The following is a 12,423-nucleotide window of genomic DNA, read 5'->3' as shown; positions in this document are numbered from 1 at the left end:
GTCTCCCCAACGAGCACATGGTGGGCTTAACTTATGGGGCATGACCTCCCCGCGCCCCTCCTACGGCGGTGGCTACTCCTCATCGTCGTTCCCCGACACCCCCATCTACGACAGGCTGGTGGCCGAGCGGGGGACCCCGCAGATCGCGCCCATCCGCGTGCCCGCCGCCTACGAGCCCGCGGGCGGCTATCAGCACACCCCCGCGCCGAACGCGTTGCCCGCCCTTCCTGCGCTGCCTTCGGCGCCCTCGCAGCCGCAGCCGCACCAGCACGCCCAGGCGCCGTCCGGCTACCCCGGGTACCAGGCGACGCCGGTGCGCCACCAGCTGCCCGCGGCGGCGCCCCAGGCGCCCGCGCCCTACTTCCCGCAGCAGGCGCGCGACCCCCGGGGCTACCCGGGCCCGCAGGCGCCGGTGCCGCAGCAGATGCGCCCCGCGCCCGCGACGCCGCGGCCCGCCGCGCCGCGCCCGATGCAGCCCGGCGCGTACCAGGCGCCGTACCCGGGGCAGGCGCAGCCCCAGCCGCAGCCCCAGCCGCAAGGTCACGGGCAGGCGCCGCACCAGTACCCGTCCCCCGGCTACTGGTCGGAGCAGGGGGCGGGCCACTGACGCGAGCGGGGGTCACGGGCGGGGGTCAGACCTCCGCGTCCGCCAGGACGCCGAGGGCGTCGGGGACCAGGACGGCGGCCGAGAAGTAGGCGCTGACCAGGTAGGAGATCACGGCCTGGTCGTTGATGCCCATGAAGCGGACGTTGAGTCCCGGCTCGTACTCCTCGGGGATGCCGGTCTGGCGCAGCCCGACGACGCCCTGGTTCTCCTGGCCGGTGCGCAGGGCGAGCACGGAGCTGGTGCCCGCGGGGGTGACGGGGATCTTGTCGCAGGGCAGCAGCGGGATGCCCCGCCAGGCGCCGATCCTGGTGCCGTCGATCTCCGCGTGGCCGGGGTGCACGCCGCGGGCGTTGCACTCCCTGCCGAACGCCGCGATCGTGCGTGGGTGGGCGAGGAGGTACTGGGTCTTGCGGCGCCGGGAGATCAGCTCGTCGAGGTCGTCGGGCGTGGGCGGGCCCGAGCGGGTGTGGAGGCGCTGGCGGGGGTCGGCGTTGTGCAGCAGCCCGAACTCCCGGTTGTTGACCAGCTCGTGCTCCTGACGTTCGCGCAACGCCTGGATCGTGAGCTTGAGTTGCTCCTCGACCTGGTCCATCGGCTCGCCGTAGAGGTCGGCCACGCGGGTGTGGACGCGCAGCACGGTCTGGGCGACGCTCAGCTCGTACTCGCGCGGTGAGGTCTCGTAGTCCACGAACGTCCCCGGCAGCACCGGCTCGCCCTCGTGCCCCGAGGCCAGCGCGATGTCGGCCTCGCCGCGCTTGTTGCGGGCGACGGGCGGGGCGGCGGCGGCCTCGTCGAGGTGGGCGCGCAGGGCGGGGTGCGCCCCCGCGACCTCCGCGACCCGGTGCAGGGGCAGGGTCAGCACGGTGCAGCGGGTGACGGTCCTGAGGGTGTGCTCCCAGGCGCCGGGCTCGCCGAGCAGCGCGCCGTCGCCCGCGAAGTCGCCGTCGGCCAGGGTGCCGAGGGATGTCTCGCCCTCGTAGGCGCCCCGGCCGAGACGGCGCACCTTGCCGTGCGCGATCAGCACGACCTCGGTCACGGGGCGCCCCGCCTCCACGACGGCCTCCCCGGGCCCGTACTCGCGCTGGACGCACGCGTCGGCCAGCGCATCGAGGGCCGCGGGGTCGTCGAGCCCGTGCAGCGGGGGCAGCTCGGTCAGCTCGGCGGGGATCACCCGGAAGTCCGCGCCGGTGGCGACGCATTCGACGCGCCCGTCGCCGAGGGTGTGGGCGAGCCTGCGGTTCACCCGGAACGTCCCGCCGGAGACCTGCACCCAGGGAAGGACCTTCAGCAGCCACCGCGGTGAGATGCCCTGCATCTGCGGAGGGGTCTTGAGGGTGCTCGCGAGATTGCGGGCCGCGGTGGTGTCGAGGCTGCTGCGCGTGGGGCGCACGGGCGAGTTCACGAAGAGGTGCCTTCCGATGGGGTGCGGGTGTCGGCGGGACGGGCCGGGTGGACGGACAGGGGACGCGGGCGCCTCAGTGCCCGATCTCGACGTCCTCCAGAATTCCGAGGGCGTCGGGCACGAGGACGGCCACCGAGTAGTAGGCGCTCACCAGATAGGAGATGACGGCCTGTTCGCTGATGCCCATGAAACGGACGGAGAGGCTGGGCTGGTATTCATCGGGAATTCCCGTGCGGTGCAGCCCGACGACGCCCTGGGCCTTTTCCCCGGTGCGCAGCGCGAGAATGGAGCTGGTGCCCGCGCGGCTGACCGGGATCTTGTCGCAGGGCAGCACGGGGACGCCGCGCCAGGCCGGGACGGCGTGGCCCTCGATCTCCGCGCTTCCGGGGTAGAGCCCGCGGGCGCTGCACTCCCTGCCGAACGCCGCGATCGCCTTGGGGTGCGCCAGGATGACGCTCGGGTCCTTCCAGACGGTGGCGAGCAGCTCGTCCAGGTCGTCCGGGGTGGGCGGGCCCGAGCGGGTGTGGAGGCGCTGGCGGAGGTCGGCGTTGCGCAGCAGCCCGAACTCCCGGTTGTTGACCAGCTCGTGCTCCTGGCGTTCGCGCAACGCCTCGACGGTCAGGCGCAGTTGCTCCTCGACCTGGTTCATCGGCTCGTTGTAGAGATCGGCCACGCGGCTGTGCACGCGCAGCACGGTCTGGGCGACGCTCAGCTCGTACTCGCGCGGTGAGGTCTCGTAGTCCACGAACGTCCCCGGCAGCACCGGCTCGCCCTCGTGCCCCGAGGCCAGCGCGATCGCCGCCTCGCCATCGGCGTTGCGCTCCCCGGGGTCGGCGGCGCGGAAGGCCGCGAGGTGGCCGGAAAGCGCGGACGAGCGGGCGGCGATCTCGGCGAACTCCTGCCTGCCGAGGGTGAGAACGGTGCCGCTGGTGAGCGCGACGAGGCTGTGCTCCCACAGGCCCGCGTCGACGGCGGTGAGCACGCCGTCGCCGTGGAAGTCGCCGTCGCCCAGGACGCCGAGCTGTGTCTCGGTGTCGTACGCCCCAGCGCCGCGCAGCGCGAGCTTGCCGTGGGCGATCAGGACCACGCGGTCCGCGGGGGCGCCGGCCGCGAGCAGCACGTCGCCGGGGGCGAAGTCCCGCTGGACGCAGGCGTCGGCGAGCGCGGTGAGCGTCCCGGCGTCGTCGAACCCGGCGAGCGAGGGGAGTTCGCCCAGCTCGGCGGGGATGACGCTGACCTCCGCGCCGGTCGAGGTGAATTCGACCCGGCCGTTCCCCACGGTGTGGGTCAGCCTGCGGTTCACCCGGAACGTCCCGCCGGAAACCTGCACCCACGGCAGCACCCGCAACAGCCACCGCGACGTGATCCCCTGCATTTGCGGAGGAGTCTTGGTGGTGGTGGCGAGATTGCGCGCGGCAGAGGTGTCAAGGCTCAGCCGGGGCTGCGCGGACTCATTTCCTGCGGTCGGTTCGGTGGACGTGGTCATGCGAAAGAACACCGCCAATCTGCGGTCGTACACGGGCCATTCGGGGGATCCCGCGAATGAAGCTAGAGGCTGGTGCTCACGTGGGGCAATCACTCGAAAGTGGGGGCAACTCCGGGATTCCTCAAGGGAATTGGTGGGTATCCCGGCGGGACATTCCCGCCTGGCGCCACCCAGGGTGCGCGCGGGGGCACGATCGGTCACGACATAGGCTGGGGGGCGCTCAGGCGCACGACGGTTGTGCGGTTGCGCCCGGGGGGCGCGCGTGCGCCGCCGACGCTACGGTCATGTCGTGGGCCCGCGGCGCGCTACGGTGGAGCGGCCAAGTACGCGTGATAACGCGCACGTCATCGCACGAGGTTGGGGCACACCGGTTCCATGACCAAGGGTTCTGTCCAGGTGACGCACACCGGAACAGCACGCTGGCGGCGGCGGACCGCCGTCTACACCACCGTCACCGAGGCCCTGGCCGCGGCCGCCGACGGCGATGTCCTGGTCCTGGGGCCCGGCACCTACCGGGAGAACCTGGTGATCGAGCAGTCGATCACCCTGCGGGGGCCGAGCGAGGCGAAGGACGGGCCGGCGCGGATCGCGCCGCCCGAAGGCGTCCCGCTGACGGTCCGCGGCTCGGCCACCGTCCAGCACCTGCGCGTCGAGGGCCAGGACACCGCGTCGCCCGCCGTCCTCATCGAGAACAGCACGCCCGAGCTGACGGGCCTCCAGGTGCACGCCGCGTCCGCCTCCGGCATAGAGGTGCGCGGTGGCGCGAGGCCGACCGTGCGGCAGTCCACCGTCAGCAACCCCACGGGCGCGGGCATCAGCGTCGGGGACGGCGCGGGCGGCCTGTTCGAGGAGTGCGAGGTCGTGGAGGCGGGCCAGCCGGGCGTCTCGGTCAGGGGGGCCGCCCATCTGCGCCTGGAGCGTTGCCTGATCACCCGCTCGTCGGGCGCCGGGCTCTCGGTGACCGGCGAGGGCAGCGCGGTGGACGCGGTGGGGTGCCGCTTCGAGGAGATCAGGGGCGCGGGCGTGGTGCTCGCCGAGCGCGCCACGGCCCATCTGACCGAGTGCGCGGTCGGCGCGACCACGGGCGACGGCATCACGCTCGACTCCGAGGCCGTGCTCACGCTGACCGACTCGCGGCTGACCGGGATCCCGGAGAACGCCCTCGACCTGCGCGGCCGTTCGGTGCTCACGCTGGTGCGCACCCGCATCAGCGGCTTCGGGCGCAACGGCCTCTCGGTGTGGGACCCGGGCACGCACGCCGACGCGCACGACTGCGAGATCCACGAGTCGGCCGGGGACTACCCGGCGGTGTGGGTCAGCGACGGCGCCACGGCGGTGCTCGAGTCCTGCCGCGTGCACCACGTTCCCGACGCGCTGTTCGTGCTGGACGCGGGCTCGCGCGCGGACGTCGTGGACAGCCGCATCGAGGAGGTGCGCGGCTCCGCGGTGTCGGTGAGCGACGGCGCGACCGCCCAGCTCGACGCCTGCCGGATCCAGGACGTCGGCACCGGGGCGTGGTTCCGCGACGAGGGCAGCGGCGGCACCGTGACCGGCTGCACCGTCGAGGGGGCGAGGACGGGCTTCATCGTCACCAAGGGCGCCGACCCGCAGGTCAGCGACTGCACCGTGAGCGGCCCCGCCGAGGCGGGGGTGTATGTGTCGGCCGGGGGGCGAGGCCGGTTCTCCCGGTGCCGGATCACCGGGTCGAGCGGCTACGGCTTCCACATCATCGACGGCTGCCGCACCGAGCTCGAACGGTGCCGCACCGAGCGGTGCTCGCGCGGCGGCTATGTCTTCGCCGAGGACAGCCCGGTGCTCACCGACTGCCAGAGCGACGAGACGAACGCGCCGGGGGCCGACGTCCGGCTCAAGACGGGCGACGCCGCGCAGCGCACCGCGCGCGAGACGGCGGGATCGGGGAAGCCCGCCCAGGCCCCGGCCCCGGCGGAGCCCGAGCCCGCCGACGAGGGCCGCCCCGCGGACGAGGTGCTGGCCGAGCTGGAGACGCTGATCGGTCTCGCCACGGTCAAGCGCGAGGTGCGGGCCCTCATCGACATGATCGAGGTGGGCCGCCGACGGCAGCGGGCCGGGCTCAAGGCGGCCTCGGTCCGCCGCCACCTGGTCTTCACCGGCTCCCCCGGCACCGGCAAGACGACCGTGGCCCGGCTCTACGGCGAGATCCTCGCCTCCCTCGGGGTGCTCGACAAGGGCCACCTGGTGGAGGTCTCGCGCGTGGACCTGGTCGGCGAGCACATCGGCTCGACCGCGATCCGCACACAGGAGGCGTTCGAACGCGCCCGTGGCGGCGTGCTGTTCATCGACGAGGCGTACGCCCTCTCCCCCGAGGACGCGGGCCGCGACTTCGGGCGCGAGGCCATCGACACGCTGGTGAAGCTGATGGAGGACCACCGGGAGGCCGTGGTCGTCATCGTCGCGGGCTACACGGCCGAGATGGAGCGCTTCCTCGCGGTCAACCCCGGTGTCGCCTCGCGCTTCTCACGCACCATCACGTTCGGCGACTACTCCCCCGAGGAGCTGCTCAGCATCCTGGAGCAGCAGGCCGGCGAGCACGAGTACGACCTGGGCGACGGCACGAGGGACGCCCTGCTGAAGTACTTCACGGCGATGGACCGCGGCCCTTCGTTCGGCAACGGGCGGGCCGCGCGCCAGACGTTCGAGGCCATGGTGGAGCGGCACGCGGGCCGCGTGGCGCGGCTGGCGGAGCCCAGCACCGAGGAGCTGAGCGTGATGCACCCCGAGGACCTGCCGACCCTGCGCTAACGCGGGGCCGCCGCCTGTTCGGGCAGCGCGGGTGGGACGCCGTCCCTGGTGAGCAGCGCGAACAGGGCCGCGCGCTCCTGCGCGAACGCCGGGTCCTCGGCGTAGTCGCCGTGCCCGAGGATCGGCTCGGGCAGCGGCCGCACCAGGTTGCGCCCGTAGTGCAGCGGGTCGGCGAGCGGGCCACGGTCCACGGCCGTGCCCGTGGGGCCCGTGACGCCGACCGGGCCTCCGATGGGGTCGGTGGCCCGCCACAGGTTGCGCCAGCAGGGCACGTCGCGGTGGAGCGAGCGCAGCGCCGCCGCCCCGAAGAACGCCGGGAACCACCGTCCGTAGAGCCGGGTCAGCGGCGAGCCGTAGGTGAGCAGCGCGATCCGGCTGCGGGTGGCCGCGTCCAGCTGCCACACCGCCGCAGCGGCCAGGACGCTGCCCTGGGAGTGCCCCGAGATCACCAGCCGCCCGCCGGTCACCTCGATCCACGTCCCCATGCGCCACGACAGGTCGGGCACGGCGCGCTCCGCGTAGCACGGCGGCGCGAACGGGTGGGCGGCGCGCGGCCAGAACGTTCCGATGTCCCACAGGATGCCCACCGTCCTGCGGGCGCCCGCGTCCCGGTAGGCGCGGCGGCCCAGGGCGAGCAGCAGGACGACGCCCGCCCCCATGAGCCAGGAGCCCAGGCCCTGGCAGGCGTCGGCGAACGCCGAGACGGCCCCCGGCGCGTCCGCCGCGGCCTCCGACGGGCTCTCGCCCACGGCCGCCCCGGCCACCGCCACCAGGCCGAGCGCGAGGCAGGCCCCGCTGATCCAGCCGACCAGCGGCCCCGCGGTCTCCGTCAGCCCGGCCCTGGCCAGGGCGCCCGCGATCTCGCCGCTGCGGTCGGCCAGCTCGTCCTGGCCCTCGCCGGGGTAGCGGCCCCTGACGGTCGGCGCGAGCCGCGCGCGCTCCCGCCGCGCCCTGACCACCACGACGGCGGCGAACACCACGACGACGAGCAGCAGCACGGGGATCGCGGACGCCTCCCAGCTGAGCACGACCGGCGGCCCGGCGATCGTGGCGCCCTCCTCCCCCGGCACGGCCGAGGGGTCGAGCCAGTCGGCGACGCGCTGGGCCACGCCGCCGGTGAAGACCCCGGCGATCCCGCACGCCAGCAGCGCCACGCACGCGCCGCCGAGCCCGAGCAGCGCGCCCCGGTCCGCGTCGCGCGCCCGCCGGTGCAGCGCGTACGCGGTGAGCGCCAGGCCCACGGCCAACGCGCCCTGCACGACGATCAGCACGGGGAAGACCGCGCTCCCCGTCGGGTACCGCCCCCCGGTGAGCCAGCCGTCGCGGCTCCAGCCGGTGTGCACGAGCACGAGCGCGAGCAGGGCCACCGCGGCCCACGGCAGCGCCCGGGCGAGGCGCGGCGAGGGGCGCTGGTCGGGCGCGTCCTCGGTGCGGCCGTGCCGCACCTGCTGCACGGCGATCACGACCCACCCGGCCAGCGTCAGCGCGGCCAGCGCCCAGCCGATGGCCTCGAGCGGGCCGCCGCCGTTGGCGCCCCGGTCGTGCGGCCCGGTCGCCGCCAGCAGGGCGGCGGCCACGGTGAGCAGCGCGGCGGTGGTGTGCGCGGAGCGCAGCCTGGCCACCAGGGCGCGCCCGTACCAGAAGCCCGGCAGGCTGAGCAGGGCGTGCTCCCCGCCGTCGGGCCTGGGCCTGACGGGTGGCGACGCGGACTCGTACGCGCTCCACGTGCGGTGGGAGAGCCACCACAGCAGCAGGATCAACGCCACGGGCAGCGCCGCGGCCACGGCGAGGCGCCGCCCCGGCTGCCCCCACCAACCGCCGCCCTGCTCGAGGGGCTTCAGCCACGAGACCGTGTCGGTGCAGGCCGCGGAGGCGGCGCACTGCCAGGCGACCAGGTCGAGCGAGATCGCGCACGCCCCGGCGACCAGCAGGACGGTGAGGGACAGCGCGGTGAACCGGACAAGGCCGTCGTAGAGGCGGTGGGTGCGGACCGGGCCACGGGTGGCGGGGCGCATCCAGTGCGCCATGTTGACGATCATGAAGGGGAGCAGCAGCAGCCACAGGGCGCGGGCGCCGTTGCCCGAGGTGAGGTTGCACCACGTGTACGCCTCGCGCAGCGGCGGGTCTTCCGCGGCCCACGGCCGGTCGTCGAGGTCGTCGGTGCGCCGGTGGATGTTGGCGGTGGAGTCGCCGGTGACGCGCGTGACGCGGTTGTCCTCGAGCATCTCCTCGGGCGTCGTGCCGCCGACGCCGTGCACCAGCAGCTCGACGGCGGGCGCGGGCCGGGACGGGGACGGGGCCGCGCGCGGGGGCGCTGGCTCCGGGTCCCGCGCCGGTGGGGCGCCGTCCGCGCCCCCGTGCCCGTTCGGCCGTGCGGTGCCGTCGGCGCTCATCGTGATCCCCCGCTCCCTCGAGTCCCGTCGTCCCGCTCTTCTCCAGCCGGGACGGTGCCGAACCGCCTTCGATCGGGGGATGTTGAAGCATGGGAGGATGGCCCCTCGTCATGGCAACCACGGGCAGCCGCCGGGGCGGCGGGGTGCACCACGGGGTGAGCGAGGAGTGGGCGTGAGCGACAACCAGAACCTGCTGGCGGGACAGCGGAGGGCGCTCATCCTCGACGAGGTGCGCCGCAGGGGCGGCATCAGGGTCAGCGAGCTGACGCGGATGCTCCAGGTCTCCGACATGACCGTGCGCCGCGATCTCGATGTGCTGGCGCGGCAGGGCGCGTTGGAGAAGGTGCACGGCGGCGCGGTGCCCGTGGCCGAACGACGCACGCACGAGCCGGGGTTCGAGGCGAAGTCGTCGCTCGAGCTGTCGGCCAAGAGCGAGATCGCCAGGGCCGCCGCGGCCCTGGCGACGCCGGGCAGCGCGGTGGCCCTGTCGGGCGGCACCACCACGTTCGCCGTGGCCCACCAGCTGCTCGAGGTGCCCGACCTGACGGTGGTCACCAACTCGGTGCGGGTCGCCGACGTGTTCCACCACGCGCGCCAGGCCGCCGAGGGCGGGCCCGCGCCCGCGCCCACGGTCGTGCTGACCGGCGGGGTGCGCACGCCGTCGGACGCGCTGGTGGGCCCGGTGGCCGACGCGGCGATCGGCTCGCTCCACTTCGACGTGCTGTTCCTCGGGGTGCACGGCATCTCGGTCGAGGCGGGCCTGTCCACGCCGAACCTCGCGGAGGCCGAGACGAACCGCCACTTCATCCGCTCGGCGCGACGCGTGGTCGTGGTGGCCGACCACACCAAGTGGGGGACCACGGGCCTGAGTTCGTTCGCCACGCTGGACGAGGTCGACACCCTGGTGACCGACGCGGGGCTGCCCGAGGCGGACCGCGACGAGATCGCCGCGCACCTGGCCGAGCTGGTGATCGCGGGCGCCGACGAGGGCAGGGACCGCGTCCTGGCCTGAGGGCCCCGCGCCGCCGAAGGGTCGGACGTCGCCCACCGGCCCGGGGCCCGCGTTCAGCCGGTGGCGCCCTTGCGGCGGTCCTCGCCGAGGACCGCGAGCCTCCCCCGGTACTCGTCCGCCTCGATCTCCCCCGCCGCGAACCGCCTGGCCAGCAGGTCGGCGGGCGTCTCGCGCCAGGGCCGCCGCCCGCCGCGCCACACGGTGCGGCGCAGCACGACGAACGCCCCCGCGACGACCGCCGCCCAGATCAGCGGGAACAGCAGGATCCACGGCCCAGGACCGCCGTCGTCGAACGTGTGCGCAACCGTGTGCGCAAGGGTCTCCATGACCGACTCACCTCCGGGTGGGTCCCTCCGCCCGATGCGTCGGGTACCACTGTCGAGCCTCGCTCCGAACGCGCCCCGCGTCGTCGTCCGCGGAGCGGCTTCGGCGCTGCTCCCCGTGGAGTAGCGGGGCGCGCGGCGGACGCGCCCGCGTTGTCAGTGGCGGCTGCCAGACTCCCCGGCATGGGTGAGGAGCGGGCGCGCCCCGGCAGATGGGCGCTGGCCGAGTACGCCGACGGCTCGGTCGCGGTCTGCCTCCTCGACGAGCGCGGGCGCCCCGAGGGGCCGGTGGCGCGCGAGCCCGACGCGGCGGCGGCCGTGCGCGCCAGGCCGTGGGTGACGCGGTGGGTGTGGCGTTCGACGGCGGCGGTGTACCCGGGGGTGCTCGCGGCGGGGTCGCGGGTGGAGCGGTGCTACGACGTGGAGGCGGCGGAGGCGCTGCTGCTCGGGTACGAGGGGAGCTGGGGCCTGCCGCGGTCGCTGAGCGCGGCGTTCGCGCGGCTGCGCGGGCTGCCGGTGCCCGAGGACCCGCCTCCGGCGGTGGCGGAGACGGCGCAGCCTTCGCTGTTCGCGGCGGGCCCGGTGCCGCTGCCCGCGGACGCGGATCCGCTGGAGGCGCTGCTCACGGTGTACGAGGGGCAGTTGGCGCGCGCGGGCACGACCGCGCGGCCCGAGCGGATGCGGCTGCTGCTCGCGGCGGAGTCGGCGGGCACGCTGGTGGCCGCCGAGATGGGGAGGGCGGGGATCCCGTGGCGGGCCGACATCCACCGCGAGGTGCTGGGCGAGCTGCTGGGCGAGCGCTACCCCGGGGGCGCGCAGCCCCGGCGGCTCGCGGAGCTGGCGGAGCGGGTGTCGGAGGCGTTCGGCGACGGGGTGCGGGTGCGGCCCGACCTCCCGGCGGACATCATCAGGGCGTTCGCGCGCGCGGGCATCAGGCTGGGCTCGACGCGGGCGTGGGAGCTGCGCGCGGTCGACCACCCCGCGGTGGAGCCGCTGCTCGAGTACAAGCGGCTGTACCGGATCCACACGGCACACGGCTGGTCGTGGCTGCGGACATGGGTGCGGGACGGCAGGTTCCGCACGGAGTACGTGCCGGGCGGCGCGCCTTCGGGGCGTTGGACGACGCACGGCGGCGGGGCGTTGCAGATCCCGCGGGCGGTCAGGCGCGCGGTGGTGGCCGACCCTGGGTGGCGCCTGGTGGTGGCCGACGCGGACCAGCTGGAGCCGAGGGTGCTCGCGGCGATCTCGCGCGACCCCGGGCTGATGGCGACGGCCGGTGGCACGGGCGACCTGTACGGCGCGCTGTCCCACCGGGGCTTCTCCGGCGACCGCGCGGCGGCCAAGCTGGCGCTGCTCGGCGCGATCTACGGCCAGACGTCGGGCGACGGCCTGCGCCATCTCGCCGATCTGCGGCGGCGGTTCCCTGCCGCGGTGGCGTATGTGGACGAGGCGGCCAGGGCGGGCGAGGAGGGCCGCCTGGTCCGCACCTGGCTCGGCCGCACGAGCCCGGGCGGCGAGGGGAGCAGGGCCAGGGGCCGCTTCACACGGAACTTCGTGGTGCAGGGCAGCGCGGCCGAGTGGGCCCTGCTGATGCTGGCCGCGCTGCGCGCGCTGCTCCGGGACACGCGCGCGGAGCTGGTGTTCTTCCAGCACGACGAGGTGATCGTGCACTGCCCGGCCGAGGAGGCGGACGCGGTGGCCGAGTCGATCCGCGCGGCGGGCGAGTCGGCGGCCCGCCTCGCCTTCGGCCCCACCCCGGTCCGCTACCCCTTCACCACGGCGACGGTGCGGTGCTACGCCGAAGCGAAGTAGTCCTTGCCGGACGACCGACGCCGCCCCTCCGGGCCGGAACACCCGCCTGCGGCGGGCGGCGGCGTCCCCGGGGCGGCCCCCGGACCCCCGACGCCCTCCGGGCCAGCAACCCGCCTGCGGCGGGGGTGGGCCTCGGCGGCCGCCGCGGGTGAGCATGCGGCCGTGGGCGGCCGAGGGCGGCCGGGGGAACGGGCCTGGCCGCCTGCCGCCAGGCCGCGCGGCGGAACGGGCAACGTCCACGGCTGCGCCGGGGCAGGCACCGCCCCCACCGCGGAACGGTCGGCCGCCTCACCCGCCTGCGGCGGGGCGGCGGGGCGGCACCGTCCGGGCACCCGAGGTGAACACCCGCCCACCGCAACGCCATGGGCGCGGCCCTCCCTCGCGGAACGCTCGTGCCGCACAGCCGTGAGCCGGGGCCACCACTGGTACGGCGGCCACGCACAGGTCGCCGCTGCCAGGGAGCCCGAACCCCAGGCACCAAGGAGCGTCACATTCCGCACAGCGGGCTCCCCGACGGCAGGCTCCGCCTGGTGGGCTCCGCGCAGCGGCTTCCCCGACAGCAGGCTCCGCCCGGTGGGCTCCACGCAGCGGGCTCCACGCACCGGGC

At 75.3% G+C, this 12,423-nt stretch carries 8 protein-coding genes; 4 read left to right on the top strand and 4 right to left on the bottom strand.

Going from position 1 to position 12,423, the window contains the following annotated elements:
• Window positions 1–40 precede the first annotated feature (40 nt).
• Entirely contained in the window at window positions 41–607 is a 567-nt protein-coding gene (locus D7318_RS01710) for a DUF6643 family protein (RefSeq protein ID WP_120694995.1), read from the top strand.
• 25 nt (window positions 608–632) lie between these two features.
• Here D7318_RS01710 and D7318_RS01705 read toward each other — a convergent pair whose 3' ends face one another.
• Together D7318_RS01705 and D7318_RS01700 are read right to left on the bottom strand one after the other, a co-directional pair.
• On the bottom strand, window positions 633–2,009 hold the full coding sequence (locus tag D7318_RS01705; RefSeq protein ID WP_230423246.1) for a family 2B encapsulin nanocompartment shell protein: 1,377 nt from the start codon (window positions 2,007–2,009) through the stop codon (window positions 633–635).
• Window positions 2,010–2,082: 73 nt separating this feature from the next.
• Entirely contained in the window at window positions 2,083–3,495 is a 1,413-nt protein-coding gene (locus tag D7318_RS01700; protein WP_120695221.1) for a family 2B encapsulin nanocompartment shell protein, read from the bottom strand.
• Window positions 3,496–3,870: 375 nt separating this feature from the next.
• On the opposite strand from D7318_RS01700, the gene D7318_RS01695 reads away from it, so the two are divergent.
• Complete coding sequence (locus tag D7318_RS01695) at window positions 3,871–6,276, top strand: right-handed parallel beta-helix repeat-containing protein (protein WP_120694994.1); 2,406 nt, start codon at window positions 3,871–3,873, stop codon at window positions 6,274–6,276.
• Here the strand turns inward: D7318_RS01695 and D7318_RS01690 are convergent.
• A complete protein-coding gene (locus tag D7318_RS01690) occupies window positions 6,273–8,669 on the bottom strand; it encodes a hypothetical protein (protein ID WP_230423244.1) in 2,397 nt (798 codons plus the stop codon). The genes D7318_RS01695 and D7318_RS01690 overlap by 4 nt on opposite strands.
• A 172-nt stretch (window positions 8,670–8,841) precedes the next feature.
• Here D7318_RS01690 and D7318_RS01685 point away from each other — a divergent pair, with 172 nt between their 5' ends.
• The gene (locus D7318_RS01685; protein WP_120694993.1) at window positions 8,842–9,681 is read left to right on the top strand and encodes a DeoR/GlpR family DNA-binding transcription regulator; all 840 of its coding nucleotides are present in this window, start codon (window positions 8,842–8,844) and stop codon (window positions 9,679–9,681) included.
• A gap of 53 nt (window positions 9,682–9,734) precedes the next feature.
• Here D7318_RS01685 and D7318_RS01680 read toward each other — a convergent pair whose 3' ends face one another.
• A complete protein-coding gene (locus D7318_RS01680; RefSeq protein WP_120694992.1) occupies window positions 9,735–10,007 on the bottom strand; it encodes an SHOCT domain-containing protein in 273 nt (90 codons plus the stop codon).
• Window positions 10,008–10,187: 180 nt separating this feature from the next.
• Between D7318_RS01680 and D7318_RS01675 the strand changes: the two genes are divergently transcribed.
• Window positions 10,188–11,816, top strand: a complete 1,629-nt coding sequence (locus D7318_RS01675) for a bifunctional 3'-5' exonuclease/DNA polymerase (RefSeq protein ID WP_120694991.1) — start codon at window positions 10,188–10,190, stop codon at window positions 11,814–11,816.
• Window positions 11,817–12,423: the final 607 nt, after the last annotated feature.

Origin of the sequence: Streptomyces radicis, from assembly GCF_003626575.1 — a bacterium.
GTDB classification, from domain to species: domain Bacteria; phylum Actinomycetota; class Actinomycetes; order Streptomycetales; family Streptomycetaceae; genus Streptomyces; species Streptomyces radicis.
This window is presented reverse-complemented; position numbering and strand designations above follow the sequence as displayed.

Bases quoted from the DNA above. Each gene is read 5' to 3' on its own strand.
- D7318_RS01690 (WP_230423244.1), bottom strand. From the start codon at position 8,669: ATGAGCGCCGACGGCACCGCACGGCCGAACGGGCACGGGGGCGCGGAC.
- D7318_RS01700 (WP_120695221.1), bottom strand. From the start codon at position 3,495: ATGACCACGTCCACCGAACCGACCGCAGGAAATGAGTCCGCGCAGCCC.
- D7318_RS01710 (WP_120694995.1), top strand. From the start codon at position 41: ATGACCTCCCCGCGCCCCTCCTACGGCGGTGGCTACTCCTCATCGTCG.
- D7318_RS01695 (WP_120694994.1), top strand. From the start codon at position 3,871: ATGACCAAGGGTTCTGTCCAGGTGACGCACACCGGAACAGCACGCTGG.
- D7318_RS01680 (WP_120694992.1), bottom strand. From the start codon at position 10,007: ATGGAGACCCTTGCGCACACGGTTGCGCACACGTTCGACGACGGCGGT.
- D7318_RS01675 (WP_120694991.1), top strand. From the start codon at position 10,188: ATGGGTGAGGAGCGGGCGCGCCCCGGCAGATGGGCGCTGGCCGAGTAC.